The sequence below is a fragment of the Burkholderia territorii genome (genome assembly GCF_902833055.1).
In the GTDB taxonomy this organism is placed as follows: Bacteria; Pseudomonadota; Gammaproteobacteria; order Burkholderiales; family Burkholderiaceae; genus Burkholderia; species Burkholderia territorii.
In genome coordinates this window covers 111157-129537 of the sequence record NZ_CADFEJ010000014.1, presented here as the reverse complement: position 1 = coordinate 129537, position 18381 = coordinate 111157, and the positions used below count along the sequence as shown (strand labels likewise).

The window sequence follows — 18381 nt, the reverse complement described above, 5'->3', positions numbered from 1 at the left end:
TCGGCGGCCGGACCTCAATGCGGCCGCGCGACCGTCACGGCAGCGTGCCGCAGCGATCTTCTCTCGTGCCCGACGACCTTGACCGCACGCACGTCGGCGGCCCCGGTTCCGCGCATCATTCGCCCCGTCGCGGCTCGAACACGAACGGTTGCGTGAGCAGAAACGGATTCGCGGTGGCGCCCGTCTGCGCGCAGGTCGCGTGCGTCATCGCGTCGACGGCTGCGCGGTCCGCCGCCGCATTGCGGCTGCTCGTCGTCACGGTCACGTTCTGCGCTTCGCCCGACGTCGTCATCAGCGCGCGCACGAGCACGGTGACGGAGCGCGTGAGCGGCTTCGCGGTTTCGGGATAGACCGCACGTGGAATGTGGCAGGTCAGCTTGCTTTCCTGCGACGACGACAGCATCGCGCAGCCGGACGACAGCACGGCGACGGCAGGCAGGATCAGGATGGTCGAGCGAAGGGTCATGGTCGAATGTCGTTCTTCAGTACTGTTCCGTTCCGGACAAGCGCCGCGCCGGTGGACATCGTCCGGCAGCATCGCATGCATTGCCCCACGCCGCGGCCAGCGGACGGGCGCCCCGCGACGACCGCGCGACCGATGGCTGCCCGGTCGCGGTCCTGCTCGGCGGGTTCACGCAGAGCCCGGGCTGCGTTCGCGCGGGCGACCTTGCATCCGAACGCTTTCGCGCATTGTGCACGCGCCGCCTCATGCGTGGCGGCGATTTGACAATGGTTGACGCGAATCGCATCAGGTTCGGCGGGCATCCCTTCCCCACGAGAAGCAATCGCACCACCGTCCCGGGCCGCAACCGCGCGCGTGCCTCGCCGTGTTCGAACCAGCGCCGGGATTCCCCGCCCGGCGCCTCCCGGCATCACTCCGAGTCGTCGTCCGTGTCGTCGTCTTCGGCGTCGGCAGGGACTTCCCCGTACTTCGCGACGACGGCCGCCTTGAACGCCTTCAGCGCCGGCTGCTGGTCGCACAGCTTGTACAGCGCCGCGAGCTGCTGCGGCCAGTCCTTCAACTCCTTCGCGAACACATGCAGGCGCGCGACCGTATCGAGGGCATCGGCTTCGCGACCGGCCAGCGCCTGCAGCGCCGCATAACGGCGCAGCACCGTCTCGCCGGGCAGCAGCGCGATCGCACGCTCATGCGCGACGAGCTTGAGCGGCAGGTTGTCCGGCGAGATCGTCAGCAACGTGGCCGCCCCGTAATCGCCCCACGCACCGAACAGCAGCGACGGCGCATCGCGGTACTGCGCGGCCGGATCGCTGCCGTAATACAGCACTTCCGCGCGCTGGTAGTCGCGCAGCACGGGGACCGCCGCCAGCACGCCGCCGATCGACAACACCGCGAACAGCCCGAACGCCGCTCGGCCCGGCAGGAGGCGCAGCGGCTTCACGTCGAGCAGGCCGATCACGAACATCGCCGGCAGCAGGAAGAACATGTACTGCTGCGGGTATTCGACGAGCGCATGCATCAACAGGATGCCGATCAGCGCGAGGCCGAACACGCGCGTGCTCGACTGCGGCGCGCGCACCGCGCGCACGAACCACATCACGAGCGCGACGACGAGCACGCCGAGACCGACGAGGCCAGACTTCGCGAGCAGGTCGATGAAGATGTCGTGCGAGTTGTTCGCGATCTCGACACCGCCGAGCGTGCGCACGAGCGCGAACTGGTGCGACGGGAACTCGCCCCAGCCGACGCCCAGTACCGGATGCTCGCGGAACATCGCGAGCCCGTACTTCCACAGCGCGAGGCGCGGCGCGATCTGCCCCGCATCGCGCATCCGCTCGGCCGCCGACTCGGCGAGCCCCAGATGGAAATGCACGTTGGCCCAGCGCACCGCGACGTTCACCGCGACGAAGGTCACCGCGAGCGCGACCGGCATCACCCACGCACGGCGGTTGCCCGGCGCACGGCGCGACTCGAGCCATGCCGTCCAGAAGCCCGCGACGACCAGCACCGCGACCTGCAGCCACGGGCCGCGCGACACCGTCAGCGCGAGCCCGACCGACAGCGCGATCGACAGCGCGAGCCACGCCCATACCGCGAGCCGGCGCGTCTGCACCAGATACATCGCGCTTGCGAGCGCGAACGCGATGTAGGTGGCCAGGTGGTTCGCCTGCGCCATGTTGCCGTACGGACGGCGATCGACCGCGATGTTGTACACCACCACGAACGGCGACACCGCGGATTCGAGATGGAACAGCTGCACGATCTGGCTCGCGACCGCGAGCATCCCGCCGAGCAACAACGCGCCGGACATCATTTGCGCGGCGGCCTCAGCAAGCCCCTCGCGCGCGAGCGTGTAGCCGGCCTGCATCGCGACCAGCGCGGCAGCCAGATAGCCGACCGCCAGCCAGTTCATCGACGGCACCTTCAGCGGCATCAGCGCGACCTGCGCGATCAGCACCGCCGCGAACCCGAGCGGCGCGACGAACGCGGCCGGCGCGGCGAACGGCGCTGCCGGGCGCCCCGTGCGTGCAAGCAGCACGACGGAGAGACCGACCAGCAGATACAGCACGAGCGCGGCGAACTCGGAATAGAAGGTCGGGATCGGATACGTGTGATTCGTGATCGAGTACGGCACGATCAGGGCGACAGCCAGTGCAACGAGCGGCAACGAACGGGAAAAAGTAGAAGGCATGAGCGAACCGGATGTCAGCAACCGGCGCACTATACAAAACTTTCCCCCCTCTGTGCGGGCCCGTCGTGCCATCACCCAGCCGGTGGAGCGGGCGCAGCCGGCCCACGGGCATGGCGGGCGCCGCCCCACGCATGCGGCTGCGGCCCCCCCCCCCCCCGACACTACGCTCGGCACTCCGCCGGTGCATATTGCGCCGGCAACGTCGCGGCTTCGGCCGGCAATGGGCCCGCACCCGGCGCCGGAAGCGACGACGCGGACTTGCCGGCCGCAAAGCATTCCCAGGCGATCGCGCCCGCCTGCATCGTGCCCTTTTTGAGCGGCACGCGTGCGGTCGGCGTGTCGGCCTTGTCCGGGGCGGACGGCACCAGGACGAGCGTATTCGCGCCGGCCGCGGCGACGCGGGCGGTGAACGCCACCGTAATCTGGCCGGTGTCGCCGTCGATCGCGACGGATTCGACGTTGCGGGTCGCGGCCGGCGGGCTGTAACCGCCGTCGAGACTCGCGCCGCTCGAAGCGTTGTCGGCAACCGCGAGCCGCGCGGACGACGCGAGCGCGAGCCCCTCGCCGACGCGCGATCGCGCGAGGTAATCCTGGTACGCGGGAATCGCGTAGGCCGCGACCACGCCGACGATCGCAAGCACGATCATCAATTCGATCAGCGTGAAGCCGTGTGGCCGCCAACGCGGCGCCGGCCGGCGCGCGCGCCGCAGATCGGCGGCGATGCGCCGGAACAGGGAAACGGAAAAGGCTTCGAACATGACTGGCTCCGGAAACGAAAAACGCCTGCCGAATCAGGCAGGCGTTTCGATCGTAGCCAGCGGGCCGCGGCCCCGGCAGTCGGCCGGACGGCCAGACGTCAATGCGCGTGCGAGGCACCGCGACGGCGCCGCAGCGCATAACCGGCGGCGACGACGAACAGCGCGCCGGCGATACTCGCTCCGTAGATCGCCTCCGGCGTATCGAGCGCCGGCCAGCGGTCGCCGACCGGGTCGTGCACCATCAGCCCGCCGGCGATCCAGCCGAGCAGCCCGGCGCCGAGCGCCACGACGACCGGGAACCGATCGAGCAGCTTCAACACCAGCGTGCTGCCCCATACGATGATCGGCACGCTGACGACGAGCCCGAAGATCACCAGCGCCAGCCGATGCGCCGGATCGGCCTGCTCGGCCGCACCGGCAATCGCGATCACGTTGTCGAGGCTCATCACGGCATCGGCGATCACGATCGTCTTCACCGCGTCCCACAGCCGGTCGGCCGGCTTCACGTTGTCGTGCGCATCGGCGTCCGGCGCCATCAGCTTGATGCCGATCCACAGCAGCAGCAAGCCGCCGCCGAACTTCAGGAACGGCACGTCGAGCAGCACGACCGCGAACGCGATCAGCGCGACCCGCAGCAGAATCGCGCCGGCCGTGCCCCACACGACGCCGCGCAGCCGCTGATTGGCCGGCAGGTTGCGGCACGCGAGCGCGATCACGACCGCGTTGTCGCCGCCGAGAAGGATGTCGATGATGACGATCTGGAACACGGCGCCCCAGTGGAGCGACGTCAGGAATTCAAGCATGAGCGGTATCGGATGGAGGGAGCGGTTGCAGGACTGGGTGCCCGGATGAACACCGGGACGGCCATCGCGCATGCCCGGTGCTTACAAATTCATTGCGCGAGCATAACAAAAAACGCCGGCAAGGCCGGCGTTTTTTGCAGGACGAAACCGCGGGGAAATTACAGCGCCTTCTTGAGCAGACGGCCCATTTCCGACGGGTTGCGCGTGACGGTAATGCCGCACGCTTCCATGATTTCCAGCTTCGCTTCGGCCGTATCCGCACCGCCCGAGATCAGCGCGCCGGCGTGGCCCATGCGCTTGCCCGGAGGCGCCGTGACGCCAGCGATGAAGCCGACGACCGGCTTCTTCATGTTGTCCTTGATCCACTGAGCGGCGTTGGCTTCGTCCGGACCGCCGATTTCGCCGATCATCACGACCGCATCCGTATCCGGATCGTCGTTGAACATCTTCATCACGTCGATGTGCTTCAGACCGTTGATCGGGTCGCCGCCGATGCCGACTGCCGACGACTGGCCGAGGCCCAGTGCCGTCAGCTGAGCAACGGCTTCATACGTCAGCGTGCCCGAACGCGACACGACGCCGATGCGGCCCTTGCGGTGGATGTGACCCGGCATGATGCCGATCTTCAGTTCGTCCGGTGTGATCGTGCCCGGGCAGTTCGGCCCGAGCAGCAGCGTCTTGCGGCCTTCGCGACGCATGCGGTCCTTCACTTCGATCATGTCGCGCACGGGGATGCCTTCCGTGATGCAGATCGCGAGATCCAGGTCGGCTTCGACCGCTTCCCAGATCGCTGCGGCAGCGCCTGCCGGCGGAACGTAGATGACCGACACGGTCGCGCCGGTTTCCGCCTTCGCTTCCTTGACGCTCGCGTAGATCGGAATGCCTTCGAAGTCTTCGCCGGCCTTCTTCGGGTTCACGCCCGCGACGAATGCTTCGCGGCCGTTTGCATATTCACGGCAGGCGCGCGTATGGAACTGACCGGTCTTGCCGGTAATGCCCTGCGTGATGACCTTCGTGTCCTTGTTGATCAGAATCGACATGTATTTTGACCTCTGTTCGATTGGCGTCGCGTGCGAAGCGCGCCGCCATGCGTGTTCATTAGCGCGCTTACTTGCCTGCGGCAGCCGCGACAACCTTCTGCGCAGCCTCTTCCATGCTGTCCGCCGAGATGATCGGCAGGCCCGAATCGGCCAGCATCTTCTTGCCGAGGTCCTCGTTCGTGCCCTTCATGCGCACGACGAGCGGCACGTTCAGGTTCACGGCCTTCGAACCGGCGATCACGCCTTCCGCGATCACGTCGCAGCGCATGATGCCGCCGAAGATGTTCACGAGGATCGCCTTCAGGCCCGGGTTCTTCAGCATCAGCTTGAACGCTTCGGTGACCTTCTCGGTCGTCGCGCCGCCGCCGACGTCCAGGAAGTTCGCCGGCTCGCCGCCGAACAGCTTGATCGTGTCCATCGTCGCCATCGCGAGGCCTGCGCCGTTCACGAGACAGCCGATGTTGCCGTCGAGCGAGATGTACGCGAGGTCGAACTTCGACGCTTCGATTTCAGCCGGATCTTCTTCGTCCAGGTCGCGGTATGCGACGATTTCCGGATGGCGGAACAGCGCGTTCGAGTCGAAGTTGAACTTCGCGTCGAGTGCGATGACCTTGCCGTCGCCCGAGACGTTCAGCGGGTTGATTTCCGCCAGCGATGCGTCGGTTTCCCAGAATGCCTTGTACAGGCCTTGCAGGATCGCACGCGCTTGCGGGATCGAGGCAGCCGGCACGCCGATCTTCGCGGCGAGGTCGTCGGCCTGTGCGTCGAGCAGGCCCGTCGACGGCTCGACGATGACCTTGTGGATCAGTTCCGGGTGCTTTTCGGCAACTTCCTCGATGTCCATGCCGCCTTCGCTCGAACCCATCAGAACGATCTTTTGCGACACGCGGTCGACGACGAGGCTGACATACAGTTCCTGCTTGATGTCGGCGCCTTCTTCGATCAGCAGACGGTTGACCTTCTGGCCTTCCGGACCGGTCTGGTGCGTGACGAGCTGCATGCCGAGGATCTGGTTCGCGTATTCGCGAACCTGCTCGATCGACTTCGCCACCTTCACGCCGCCGCCCTTGCCACGGCCACCCGCGTGAATCTGAGCCTTCACGACCCACACCGGGCCGCCGAGCTCTTCTGCCACCTTGACGGCCTCTTCAACCGAGAACGCCGGCTTGCCGCGCGGTACCGCGACTCCGAATTTCCGCAGGATTTCCTTACCCTGGTACTCGTGAATCTTCATGCGTGATTCCCTTCAGTCTGAGAGTTGGATGAAATGTCGCTTAAGACGCTTCTTCGAATGATTTCCGTTCATTCCTTCGGGCTGCCTTCACCGGGCAGATCCGGCCGAATCGGCCCATACCACCGCGGGTAGTACTGCCGCACGACTTCGCCGTCGAACCGCAACGCGCGGCAGCGGCCGAGCTGAAAAGGCGGTTCGGCGTGCTCGCCGTCGTGATCCGGCCCTTCGCCGCCCTCCTCGCGCACGTTCCACACATCACCGGCGAACGCCTGGATCGCTGCCGTGGGCAGCACGGCGCACAGTTCGGTGAGATGGGAGCAGCCTTCGACGCCGGCGAGCAGCCGGTTCGCGTTGCGGCGGAAATTGCGGAAGAGATTGAGCCCGATGAGGGCCCGATAGGCGGGAGGGGCGGATTGACAGTGACCGGGATAGGGAACCCACTCCGACGACGCTTCGGCGTCAACGACATTGAGGTCACGATCGATGGTCACGCGCAGCCAGAGTTCGTGGATCGGCAGGCCCTGGGGCCGGATGCCCGACGCAAGCGCGACATCGCGCGGCTTGTGGTCGGTCAGGCAGGCTTCGATGTCCCACAAGCCGTCGCCGCGCTCGTAGGCTTCCGCTCGGATTGCGCGTCGATGTCGCAACTGACGGGGCACGGGCTCGGATAGCGGCATGCTGGAGGTTGAGGCCGAAGAGGAAAACCCGTGGATTTTAGCATATTGGGTATTCGAGGCATCCGGCCGCGAAGGCGGGTATTCCCGCCTGTCGGGAAACGGTTGCATTGCAGCAAAATCGCGCGCAGCGCGCGCGACCGAACCGGTCAGTCGTCGATCGGGAAATCGTCGCCGACTTTCAGCAACTTCACGATGGTCGAGCTCGAGAAGCCGCGCGCGGCAAGGAAGCGCGCCTGCTTCGCGCGCTCGGCGGGTGTTTGCGGCAGTGCACCGAATTTCTTGCGCCAGACGGCCTGCGCGCGGGCCCATTCGGTCTCGCGCAATTGCGCATTCACTTCCTCGACGAGCGTGTCGCCGACCGCATGACGCTTCAGCTCGCTGACGATGCGCGCGACGCCGACGCGCGACGCACGGCGATGCACGAGGCTCTCGGCAAAGCGTGCGTCGGACAACCAGCCTTCCTTTTCCAGTGCATCGAGCACCGGCTCGACGGATTCGTCCTCACCGACGTACGGTGCGAGCTTGCGCGCGAGTTCGGCCCGGCTGTACTCGCGCCGGGACAAATAGCCGAGCGCGCGGCCCTTCAGCGAACGCGGCGGTTTCGACGACTTGCGCTCGGCGGCGCCGGATTCGTCGCCGGCAGAACCACCGGGCGCACGGCGCGTGCGACGCGGATGCTGGCTGCTGCGCGTATACACATCTTCCTTGGCCGACGCAGAGGCATCGGCCGCGCGCGCGCCCGGGAAATTGACACCGGACACGCGACGGCGCGACCGGTCGTGCGCGTCGAACGATTCGTCGTCGTCGAACGGATCGACCGGCGCGGTGATCTCAAACGAAACGAGGGCATCCTCGGATGCCCTCGTCGCGGTGCGGCTCGCGGCATCGCTGCCCGCGCTCCGCCGGTGGGCCCCCGAGGATTCGGCTTGCCGGCCGGAGCGACCCGCCGTGTCGGGCGCGTCGCTCGGTTCCTGTTCGCCAGCCTGACCTCGGCGCCCGACCATCACTCTTCTTCGTCCATCGCCTCGGCTTCGTCGAGCCCTGCACCATCCGGCATGGCGGCAACGCCGAGCGATTCGCGAATGCGGTTTTCGATCTCGCGTGCGATTTCCGGATTCTCGCGCAGGAATTCACGCGCGTTGTCCTTGCCCTGGCCGATCTTCTCGCCGTTGTAGCTGTACCAGGCGCCCGCCTTGTCGACGATCTTCGCCTGCACGCCGAGATCGATGATCTCGCCCTGGCGCGAAATGCCTTCGCCGTACAGGATGTCGAAGATCGCTTCGCGGAACGGCGGCGACACCTTGTTCTTGACGACCTTCACGCGGGTTTCGTTGCCGATCACCTCGTCGTTCTTCTTGATCGAACCGATCCGGCGGATATCCAGACGCACCGACGAGTAGAACTTCAGCGCGTTGCCGCCCGTCGTGGTTTCCGGGTTGCCGAACATCACGCCGATCTTCATCCGGATCTGGTTGATGAAGATCACGAGGCAGTTCGTGCGCTTGATCGTGCCCGTCAGCTTGCGCAGTGCCTGCGACATCAGGCGAGCCTGCAGGCCCGGCAGCGAATCGCCCATCTCGCCCTCGATTTCCGCCTTCGGCACGAGCGCCGCGACCGAGTCGATGACGATCATGTCGATCGAGCCCGAGCGCACCAGCGCGTCGGTGATTTCGAGCGCCTGCTCGCCGGTGTCCGGCTGCGAGATCAGCAGCTCCGGCACGTTCACGCCGAGCTTCGCCGCATACTGGACGTCGAGCGCGTGCTCGGCGTCGATGAAGGCTGCCGTGCCGCCCAGCTTCTGCAGTTCGGCGATGACCTGCAGCGTGAGCGTGGTTTTACCGGACGATTCCGGACCGTAGATCTCGACCACCCGGCCACGCGGCAAGCCGCCGACGCCGAGCGCGATATCGAGACCCAGCGAGCCCGTGGAGACGACCTGGATGTCTTCCTTCGCTTCGCCGTCGCCCATCCGCATGATCGATCCCTTGCCGAACTGCTTTTCGATCTGCGCGAGTGCGGCCGCCAGCGCCTTGCTCTTCTCGGCGGTCATCCCGGAGCCCTTCTTGCTATCTTCCATGAATCGTCCTTTGCTATGATGAGCAGCGTCTGTCAGAGGCGCGCCCGCTTTCAAGCGCTGCCCACGAATGCAGACACTGTATAAAAAAACAGTGTTTTATGCAAGCCCGCAATGCAGGCTGCGTTGTACACGGATAACTTCGGAGACAGCCGCGCACGCGTGAGCGCCCGCCGGCCATCGGTCAGCAACATGCGAATTCTCATCGCCGAAGACGACAGCATACTCGCGGACGGCCTCACCCGGTCACTCCGCCAATCGGGCTATGCCGTCGACCACGTGAAGAGCGGCGTCGAGGCCGATACCGCGCTGTCGATGCAGTCCTTCGACCTGCTGATCCTCGATCTCGGGCTGCCCAGGATGTCCGGGCTCGACGTGCTCAAGCGCCTGCGCGCGCGCAATTCCAATCTCCCCGTGTTGATCCTGACCGCCGCCGACAGCGTCGACGAGCGCGTGAAGGGGCTCGACCTCGGCGCGGACGACTACATGGCCAAGCCGTTCGCGCTCAACGAGCTCGAGGCACGCGTGCGTGCGCTGACCCGGCGCGGCGCGGGCGGCGGCCCGACCGTCGTGCGCCACGGCTCGCTCGCGTTCGACCAGGTCGGCCGTATCGCGTATGCGAACGAGCGCGTGCTCGACTTGTCGGCGCGCGAGCTCGGGCTGCTCGAAGTGCTGCTGCAGCGCATCGGCCGGCTCGTGTCGAAGGAACAGCTCGTCGACCATCTGTGCGAATGGGGCGAGGAAGTCAGCAACAACGCGATCGAAGTGTACGTGCACCGGCTGCGCAAGAAGATCGAGCCGAGCGGCGTGCGGATTTCGACCGTGCGCGGCCTCGGCTACTGTCTCGAGAAAGCCGCGCCCGCGGCGCCGGCCGACTCGCCCGCGGCCGCGCCCCCGTCCGCGGCCGCCGGCACGCCGCTGCGCTGAACCCGGCCGTCGCCGCGATGGCCACGCCGGCCCGTTCCCGCCACCCGACCGGCGATCAACCGTCCGCCGCCGACGCCGCGCGCGACGCGCGTTACGAGAACCCGTTCGCGCCGCCCGACGAAATCGACACGCCCGAGGCCGCGCGTCCGCGCTCGCTGTTCGGCGAAATCCTCGACTGGATGCTCGCGCCGCTCCTGCTGCTGTGGCCGATGAGCATCGCCGTCACCTACCTCGTCGCGAAGTCGATCGCGGACAGCCCCTTCGACCGCGCGCTCGAGACCAATGCGTACGTGCTCGCGCGGCAGATCCATCCGGTCAACGGCGTCGCCGAGCTGACGCTGCCGCAGCAGACACGCGACTTCCTGCGCGCGGACAACGTCGACAGCGTCTACTTCCAGGTGCTCGGCACGCGCGGCGAGCTGGTCGCGGGCGAGGCCGACATGCCGCTGCCGCGCGACGAGGACCGCCCGGCGCCGGGCGTCGTCGCATTTCGCAACGACCTGCTGCGCGGCAACGACGTGCGCGTCGCGTATACGACCGTCGCGCTGCCGGAGTCGAACGGCACGCAGCCCGTGCTCGTGCAGGTCGGCGAGACGCTCGACAAGCGCAACACCCTCGCGAACGACATCATCAAGGGCGTGATCCTGCCGCAGTTCGTGATCCTGCCGCTCGCGGTCCTGCTTCTCTGGTTCGGGCTGTCGCGCGGGCTCGCGCCGCTCAATGCGCTGCAGGCGCACATTCGCGCACGCCGGCCCGACGACCTGTCGCCCGTCGAGGCGCAGCGCGCGCCGCCCGAGATCGAGCCGCTCGTCACGTCGTTCAACGACCTGCTCGCGCGCCTAGAACAGAACATGGCGCTGCAGAAGCGCTTCATCGCCGACGCCGCGCACCAGATGAAGACGCCGCTCGCCGGGCTGCGCACGCAGGCCGAGTTCGCGTTGCGCCATCCCGTGCCGCCCGACGTGCAGCGTTCGCTCGAACAGATCGCGACGAGCTCCGAGCAGGCCGCGCGGCTCGTCACGCAACTGCTGGCGCTCGCGCGCGCAGAGAACCGCGCGAGCGGGCTGACGTTCGAGCCGGTCGAGATTGCCGCGCTTGCGCGCCGCACGGTGCGCGACTGGGTGCAGGCCGCGCTCGCGAAGCGCATGGACCTCGGCTACGAAGGCCCGGAGGACGACGCGCCGCTCGAGGTCGACGGCAATCCCGTGATGCTGCGCGAGATGCTCGGCAACCTGGTCGACAACGCAATCCGCTACACGCCCGAAGGCGGCCGCATCACCGTGCGCGTGCGGGCCGAGCATGCGGCGCGGCGCGTGCATCTCGAGGTCGAGGACACCGGGCCCGGCATTCCGGCCGCGGAACGCGACCGCGTGGTCGAGCGCTTCTACCGGATCCTCGGCCGCGAAGGCGACGGCAGCGGCCTCGGGCTCGCGATCGTCCGCGAGATCGCCGCGCAGCACGGCGGCACGCTGATGCTCGACGATCACGTCTATCAGAGCGAACCGCGCCTCGCGGGCACGCTCGTGCGCATCACCCTGCCGCTGTCGGACACCGCGCCGAACCAATCCTGATACGCGTGGGTACGTGCCGCGCGCCGCGATCGCATCGAAACCGGCGTTTTCCTTCCGATTGCGACACGATCGGGATGCGAAACGGTCGATTCGACACGGGTTAACGCGCAGTCGTTTTGTGCCCGCGAGTCAGTGCGCCGTAAGTTTCCGTGCCAATAATCGTCGACAGGCCCGCCCTCCCAAGGCGGCCGCACATTTATATCAAGGGACTTGGAGACGATTCATGGCAACGTTAGGCGAGCAAATTTCGCACTCGCCGATGACGGGCGAAGAGAAGAAGGTGATCTTCGCGTCGTCGCTCGGCACCGTGTTCGAGTGGTACGACTTTTACCTGGCCGGATCACTCGCGGCCTACATCAGCAAGAGCTTCTTCTCCGGAGTCAATCCGACCGCCGCGTTCATCTTCACGCTGCTCGGCTTCGCGGCCGGCTTCGCGGTGCGGCCGTTCGGCGCGATCGTGTTCGGCCGGCTCGGCGACCTCGTCGGCCGCAAGCACACGTTCCTCGTGACGATCGTGATCATGGGCATCTCGACCTTCGTGGTCGGCTTCCTGCCCGGCTACGCATCGATCGGCATCGCGGCACCCGTGATCTTCATCGCGATGCGGCTGCTGCAGGGCCTCGCGCTCGGCGGCGAGTACGGCGGCGCGGCGACCTACGTCGCCGAGCATGCGCCGGCGAACCGTCGCGGCTTCTACACCGCGTGGATCCAGACGACCGCGACGCTCGGCCTGTTCCTGTCGCTGCTCGTGATCCTCGGCGTGCGCACGTTCATCGGCGAGGAAGCGTTCGGCAGCTGGGGCTGGCGCGTGCCGTTCGTCGCGTCGATCCTGCTGCTCGCGGTGTCGGTGTGGATCCGGCTGCAACTGAACGAATCGCCGGTGTTCCTGCGCATCAAGGCGGAAGGCAAGACGTCGAAGGCGCCGCTGACCGAAGCGTTCGGCCAGTGGAAGAACCTGAAGATCGTGATCCTCGCGCTCGTCGGCCTGACCGCCGGCCAGGCCGTCGTGTGGTACACGGGCCAGTTCTATGCACTGTTCTTCCTGACGCAGACGCTGAAGGTCGACGGTGCCAGCGCGAACATCCTGATCGCGATCGCGCTGCTGATCGGCACGCCGTTCTTCCTGTTCTTCGGTTCGCTGTCGGACAAGATCGGCCGCAAGCCGATCATTCTCGCGGGCTGCCTGATCGCGGCACTCACCTACTTCCCGCTGTTCAAGGCGCTCACGCACTACGCGAACCCGCAGCTCGAACTCGCGACGCAGAAGGCGCCGATCACGGTCCTCGCCGATCCGGCCACCTGCTCGTTCCAGTTCAACCCGGTGGGCACGTCGAAGTTCACGAGCTCGTGCGACATCGTGAAGAGCGCGCTCGCGAAGGCCGGCCTGAACTACGAGAACGTCGCGGCGCCGGCTGGCACGACCGCGCAGATCAAGGTCGGCGACACGGTGATCCCCGCGTATGACGGCAAGGCGGCCGACGCGAAGGCGCAGGGCGCGGCGTTCGACAAGACGCTCGCATCGACGCTGAAGGCGGCCGGCTACCCGGCGAAGGCCGACCCGTCGCAGCTCAACTGGCCGATGACGATCGTGATCCTGACGATCCTCGTGATCTACGTGACGATGGTCTACGGCCCGATCGCGGCGATGCTGGTCGAGATGTTCCCGACGCGCATTCGCTACACGTCGATGTCGCTGCCGTATCACATCGGCAACGGCTGGTTCGGCGGCTTCCTGCCGGCGACCGCGTTCGCGATCGTCGCGGCGAAGGGCGACATCTATTCGGGGCTCTGGTATCCGATCGTGATCGCGCTGGTCACGTTCGTGATCGGTCTGCTGTTCGTCAAGGACACGAAGAACTCGAATATCTACGCGCAGGATTGACGCGCGGCGGGCGGCACCTCGCCCGCGACCCGTGCCGGCACGGGCTACCGGCACCTTTTTTTCACTTTCCCGAAAAAAGGTGTTGACAGCCCGGCGGCATATCTACATAATTCAAGTCTTCGGCGAATTAGCTCAGTCGGTTAGAGCGACGGAATCATAATCCGCAGGTCCGGGGTTCGAGTCCCTGATTCGCCACCAAATGCGAAAAGCCGCTGTTCCGCAAGGATCAGCGGCTTTTTTCATTGCATCGCCCCGGCGTGCGCGCCTTCGCGCGTCGCCTGTCCATCAAGCAAGTGCGGCCAGCGCCCTAAGCCACCACCGCTCCGCGCTGCGCATCGGGCACTTCCGCCCGCACCTTCCCCCGCCAGTTCTCCCCGCCCTCCAGCGCCGGCGTCGATTCGAACAGCTCCGCGATCCAGTCCGCGAACACGCGCACCTTCTGCGACAGATGCCGGTTGTGCGGATACACGATCGAGATCGGCTTGGGCTTCGGATTGCAGTCGGGCAGCACCTCGACCAGCGAGCCGTCGCGCAGGTTCGGCAGCACCATGAACAGCGTCGGCTGGATCATCCCGAACCCTTCGAGCCCGCATGTCACGTACGCATCCGAATCGTTGACGGTGACGCTGCCGTTCATCCGCACCTCGACCGGCTTGCCCTCGATCATGAACACCCATGGAACCGCCCGCGCGCCGTGGCTTGCGCGGAAATTCACCGCATGATGGTCGGCCAGGTCGGCGATTTCCTGAGGCTCGCCGTGGCGCGCGAGATAGTCGGGCGACGCGCAGGTCACGCGCTTGAGCATCCCGATCCGTCGCGCGACCATCGACGAATCCTCGAGCGGCCCGACCCGGATCATGCAGTCGATGCCCTCCTCGACCGGATCCACGTAGCGGTCCGACAAGCCGAGATCGAGCGTGATGTCCGGATAGCGCTGCCGGAAAATCGACAGCGCCGGCAACACGACGCGCCGCCCGAGCGAACTCGGCATGTGAACGCGCAGCACGCCGCTCGGCTTGCGGTTGCCGGTCTGGAAACTCGCGTCGGCCTCCGCGATTTCCGAGATGATCTTCATGCAGTGCTCGTAATACGCGGCGCCTTCCGGCGTCAGCGACAGCCGGCGCGTCGTCCGGTGCATCAGGCGCACGCCGAGCAGCGCCTCGAGATTCTGGATGATGGTGGTCACCGACGCGCGCGGCATCGCGAGCGTCTCGGCCGCGCGCGTGAAGCTGTTTGCGTCGACCACGCGGGTGAAAACTTCCATTGCCTGGATGCGGTCCATGCTGCGCCCCCTTCGAATCGCCAACGGGACAGAATAGAGCGCGCCACCCACGCGGCACAAGCCCCAGGCTATTGTTCTCAACTTCCGAATAGTCGCGGCATTTCGGACTGGAAAGTGACGCGGATTCATGCAGCTCCGGATGCGACGGCTCCGCCCCGGCGGCGGCGCATTCGCCACTCGCCCTTCGCCGCTCACCTGCCCATCACCGCACGAACCGCTCGCGATAACCCTGCGGCGACACACCGAGCACACGCACGAAACTGCGCCGCAGCGTCTCTTCCGAGCCGAAGCCGCACCGCGAGGCGATCCGCTTGACGGGCCACTCGGTTTCGCCCAGCAGACGCTGCGCGGCCTCGACGCGAATCTGCTCGACCGCGCGCGCAGGCGTGCGGCCGGTGTCCGCTCGGTAGTGGCGCACGAAGCTGCGCTCGCTCATGCTGACGCGCTCGGCGAGCGCCGGCACCGACAGGTCGGCCGTCAGGTGCTCGGCGATCCATGCGTGGAGTTCGCCGAAACGGTCGTCGGTGCGCTGCATCGACAGCATCGCGCTGAACTGCGCCTGCCCGCCCGGCCGCTTCAGGAACACGACGAGCTCGCGTGCGGCGTCGAGCGCGATCGCCCGCCCGAGATCCTCCTCGACCAGCGCGAGCGCGAGATCGATGCCGGCCGTCACGCCGGCCGAGGTCCACAGCGCGCCTTCGCGGATGAAGATCGGATCGGCCTCGACGCGCACGTTTGGATAGCGCGCCGCGAATTCGTCGCAGCGCGCCCAGTGCGTGACCGCGCGCCGCCCGTCGAGCAGGCCGGCCTCGGCGAGCAGGAACGCGCCGGTGCAGACCGACGCGACACGTCGCGCGCGCTGCGCCTGCTGCCGGACCCAGCGCACCGTCCGCGCATCGCGCGAAGCGGCGTGCACGCCCTTGCCGCCGGCCACGATCACCGTGTCGGGCCGCCCGGCCGAGCGCAGCGAATCGGCCATCACCACGACGCCGGAGGACGTCTCGACCGGCCCAGCCTCGGCGGCGACGACGCGCGGTGCATACGGCGCGGGCCGCCCGCGCTCCAGCGCGAGTTCGTTGACGGATGCGAACACCTGCAGCGGCCCGGTCACGTCGAGCAATTGCGCGCGGGGAAACGCGAGGACGACGATCGAACGTGGAGCGGCAGGCATGGCGATTGGCTGAAAACGTGGGTGATATGGCAATTTCGCCAAACACTACGCGCCTAGAATCCATCTGTCCATCGTGCGCCGGCCGCGGCGCATCCCCTTCCCTTCGGAGCATTCGCATGACCCTGCATATCGGCCTTCTCGTGTTTCCGGGCGTCCAGCAACTCGATCTCACCGGCCCGCACGACGTGCTCGCGTCGTTGCCCGACGCGACTGTCCATCTGGTCTGGAAATCGCGCGACACCGTCGTGTCGAGCAGCGGCCTCGCGCTCGCGCCGACCTGCACGTTCGACGATTGCCCGCCGCTCGACGTCATCTGCGTGCCCGGCGGGATCGGCATCAACGACCTGCTGCTCGATGCCGAAACGATCGCGTTCGTGCTACGGCGCGCGGCCGCCGCGCGCTACGTCACGTCGGTCTGCACGGGGGCGCTGCTGCTCGGCGTGGCCGGCCTGCTGCGAGGCCGCCGCGCGACGACGCACTGGGCGTTTCATTCGCTGCTCGCGCCGCTCGGGGCCGTGCCCGTACACGAGCGCGTGGTGCGCGACGGCAACCTGATCACCGGCGGCGGCGTGACGGCCGGCATCGACTTCGCGTTGACAATCGCCGCCGAACTGGCCGGCGACGAAGAGGCACAGTCGATCCAGCTCGCGCTCGAATACGCGCCCGCGCCGCCGTTCGATGCGGGCTCGCCGGATACCGCGCCGGCGTCGGTACTGAAGCGCGTGACCGAACGCACGGCGGCAGGACTGGAGAAGCGCCGGCAGACGATCGACGCGGCCTTGCGCGCGATGTCGCACTGAAGACGAGCAAGCTCAAACCGATGGCGGGCGAGCCACCAGGCTACGCCGTCTGCCCGAGTTTCATGGCATTCGCATCGACGCACCGAGATCGACCGATGAAGATCATCCGCAGCACCGCATTCACCGCGCAACGCCCGTGGAGCGCGCTCGACATCGCGACCCTGAACGGCATCACGGTCCGCCTGCACTGGACCGATCGGCCATACCGGTGGCACGTGAACGATGGCGAGGAAGTTTTCGCGGTGCTCGACGGCCGCGTCGAGATGCGCTACCGCTCGGCAGGCATCGAGCACGCGACGGTGCTCGAAACGGGAGACGTATTCCACGCGACGATCGGCACCGAACACGTCGCGCACCCGCTCGGCGAAGCGCGCATCCTCGTGATCGAGACCGAAGGCAGCGACTGACGACGGGCGTCAGCCCGAGATGGTGCCCGTGCCCTGCGACGGGATCAGCTTCGGCTGCGGCGTGCACAGGCATTGGCACAGGTCGTGTTCGAGCGCGACGACCTTGCCCATCACGGTCATCGTCCGCTCGCCGCCGTCGGACACGATCACGCCCTGGCTCTTGCATGCGGCGCAGAACACCGGCGCACCGAGATACGCGAGTTCGCGGCCGTCGAATGACGAATTGGCGATGCCGTCGAGCACGACGCCGCCGTGATCGGTCGTATCGCCCTTCAGGATGAATTTGCGGCTCATGGTTCGGCTCTCCCTCGGAAACGCCGCGCAACACGGCGTCGGGCCGCGCGCGGGCAGTCGGTATCCGCCCGTCGGTCGCGGGCGTTTCGCGAGGATATCACCGCGCGGCCGATCGTCGAATGCACGGTGTTCGGCGCGGCGTTCGCGCTGTCGTTGCACGCCGACGCCGTGTCGTGCGCGCCGAAGGTCGTCATGGAAGTCGACGGATACGCGAGCGGATGAAGGAGGCGTTCCCGACCGTGTCGGCTGGCGTGCTCGCGCGGCGCGATGCGCCGCACACGCGCGCGGGCGGCCAACCGATTCGCTGCCTGGCCGAAACCGTGCGCCGGTACGATCCCGAAGCGGCCATCGCGATAGCGGCGTGCTCAAACGAACAGCGCGACGCAAAGCGCGGCGCCGCACAGATACGTGCCGAGCGCGCCGATAAAGCGCAACGGGTTCGGCCTGCCCATCGTCGGCCATGCGAGCAGCCCGATCACGAGCAGACAGCGGCACGCGGTTGCCGCGACGATCAACGACACGATCGCGCGCGATGGGTCGTGCGCGCCGAAATAGAGAAACAGCACCGCGAGAAACGGCGCGTATTCGGCCGTGTTGCCGTGCGCGCGCACGACCTTGTGCAACCCGTCGGTCGGATCGGACGCACACCCGGAACCGGTGGTGTGCCGAAAGCGCGTGACGGACACGACCAGGCCAAGCCCGAACAGCAGCAATCCCAGGACCGCCGTACAAACGAGCGCGACGGGATGGATCGACATGGAAACCCCGATGAAAGCGGACATGCGCCGCACATCCGGCGATCGTACCTGC

General features: G+C 67.0%; 18 protein-coding genes and 1 tRNA gene. 6 read left to right on the top strand and 13 right to left on the bottom strand.

Annotated features, from left to right (window positions below; all coding sequences use genetic code 11):
* Positions 1–115: 115 nt before the first annotated feature.
* The 9 genes from HW466_RS22235 to recA all read right to left on the bottom strand — a co-directional run bounded on the left by HW466_RS22235 (position 116) and on the right by recA (position 9240).
* Positions 116–466, bottom strand: a complete 351-nt coding sequence (locus tag HW466_RS22235) for a TonB family protein (protein WP_059506799.1) — start codon at positions 464–466, stop codon at positions 116–118.
* 406 nt (positions 467–872) lie between these two features.
* Positions 873–2651, bottom strand: coding sequence for a PglL family O-oligosaccharyltransferase (locus HW466_RS22230; protein WP_059868404.1), 1779 nt, complete (start codon positions 2649–2651; stop codon positions 873–875).
* Positions 2652–2812: 161 nt separating this feature from the next.
* Complete coding sequence (locus tag HW466_RS22225) at positions 2813–3409, bottom strand: pilin (protein ID WP_151005777.1); 597 nt, start codon at positions 3407–3409, stop codon at positions 2813–2815.
* A gap of 98 nt (positions 3410–3507) precedes the next feature.
* Positions 3508–4212, bottom strand: coding sequence for a TerC family protein (locus HW466_RS22220; RefSeq protein WP_059447789.1), 705 nt, complete (start codon positions 4210–4212; stop codon positions 3508–3510).
* Positions 4213–4370: 158 nt separating this feature from the next.
* Positions 4371–5252: a succinate--CoA ligase subunit alpha gene (gene sucD / locus HW466_RS22215; protein WP_010090788.1), complete on the bottom strand. Its 882-nt coding sequence runs from the start codon at positions 5250–5252 to the stop codon at positions 4371–4373.
* 67 nt (positions 5253–5319) lie between these two features.
* A complete protein-coding gene (gene sucC, locus HW466_RS22210; protein ID WP_059447790.1) occupies positions 5320–6486 on the bottom strand; it encodes an ADP-forming succinate--CoA ligase subunit beta in 1167 nt (388 codons plus the stop codon).
* 68 nt (positions 6487–6554) lie between these two features.
* Entirely contained in the window at positions 6555–7163 is a 609-nt protein-coding gene (locus HW466_RS22205) for a DUF2889 domain-containing protein (protein WP_151005775.1), read from the bottom strand.
* Positions 7164–7309: 146 nt separating this feature from the next.
* Positions 7310–8167, bottom strand: a complete 858-nt coding sequence (recX, locus tag HW466_RS22200) for a recombination regulator RecX (protein ID WP_060298640.1) — start codon at positions 8165–8167, stop codon at positions 7310–7312.
* Positions 8167–9240 carry a recombinase RecA gene (recA, locus tag HW466_RS22195; protein WP_059447793.1) on the bottom strand — a complete coding sequence of 358 codons (1074 nt, stop codon included), beginning with the start codon at positions 9238–9240 and terminating at the stop codon, positions 8167–8169. The genes recX and recA overlap by 1 nt, the downstream gene beginning before the upstream one ends.
* Positions 9241–9429: 189 nt before the next feature.
* On the opposite strand from recA, the gene HW466_RS22190 reads away from it, so the two are divergent.
* From HW466_RS22190 to HW466_RS22175, 4 genes are all read left to right on the top strand, one after another.
* Positions 9430–10164: a response regulator transcription factor gene (locus tag HW466_RS22190; protein WP_059447794.1), complete on the top strand. Its 735-nt coding sequence runs from the start codon at positions 9430–9432 to the stop codon at positions 10162–10164.
* Positions 10165–10181: 17 nt separating this feature from the next.
* Positions 10182–11735 carry a sensor histidine kinase gene (locus HW466_RS22185; RefSeq protein WP_059807663.1) on the top strand — a complete coding sequence of 518 codons (1554 nt, stop codon included), beginning with the start codon at positions 10182–10184 and terminating at the stop codon, positions 11733–11735.
* Positions 11736–11958: 223 nt separating this feature from the next.
* Complete coding sequence (locus HW466_RS22180; protein ID WP_059447796.1) at positions 11959–13617, top strand: MFS transporter; 1659 nt, start codon at positions 11959–11961, stop codon at positions 13615–13617.
* A gap of 121 nt (positions 13618–13738) precedes the next feature.
* Positions 13739–13815: transfer RNA gene (locus tag HW466_RS22175), tRNA-Met, on the top strand.
* Positions 13816–13924: 109 nt separating this feature from the next.
* Here HW466_RS22175 and HW466_RS22170 read toward each other — a convergent pair.
* A complete protein-coding gene (locus tag HW466_RS22170) occupies positions 13925–14899 on the bottom strand; it encodes a LysR family transcriptional regulator (RefSeq protein WP_059545389.1) in 975 nt (324 codons plus the stop codon).
* Positions 14900–15101: 202 nt separating this feature from the next.
* Complete coding sequence (locus HW466_RS22165; RefSeq protein ID WP_059506809.1) at positions 15102–16070, bottom strand: GlxA family transcriptional regulator; 969 nt, start codon at positions 16068–16070, stop codon at positions 15102–15104.
* A gap of 116 nt (positions 16071–16186) precedes the next feature.
* On the opposite strand from HW466_RS22165, the gene HW466_RS22160 reads away from it, so the two are divergent.
* Positions 16187–16870 carry a DJ-1/PfpI family protein gene (locus HW466_RS22160; RefSeq protein WP_059868407.1) on the top strand — a complete coding sequence of 228 codons (684 nt, stop codon included), beginning with the start codon at positions 16187–16189 and terminating at the stop codon, positions 16868–16870.
* Between the two features lie 95 nt (positions 16871–16965).
* On the top strand, positions 16966–17277 hold the full coding sequence (locus HW466_RS22155) for a cupin domain-containing protein (RefSeq protein ID WP_059868408.1): 312 nt from the start codon (positions 16966–16968) through the stop codon (positions 17275–17277).
* A 9-nt stretch (positions 17278–17286) separates the two neighbouring features.
* On the opposite strand, the gene HW466_RS22150 is transcribed toward HW466_RS22155, so the two are convergent.
* Entirely contained in the window at positions 17287–17571 is a 285-nt protein-coding gene (locus HW466_RS22150; RefSeq protein WP_059506811.1) for a PAAR domain-containing protein, read from the bottom strand.
* A gap of 365 nt (positions 17572–17936) precedes the next feature.
* A complete protein-coding gene (locus HW466_RS22145) occupies positions 17937–18329 on the bottom strand; it encodes an MAPEG family protein (RefSeq protein WP_059447820.1) in 393 nt (130 codons plus the stop codon).
* Positions 18330–18381: the final 52 nt, after the last annotated feature.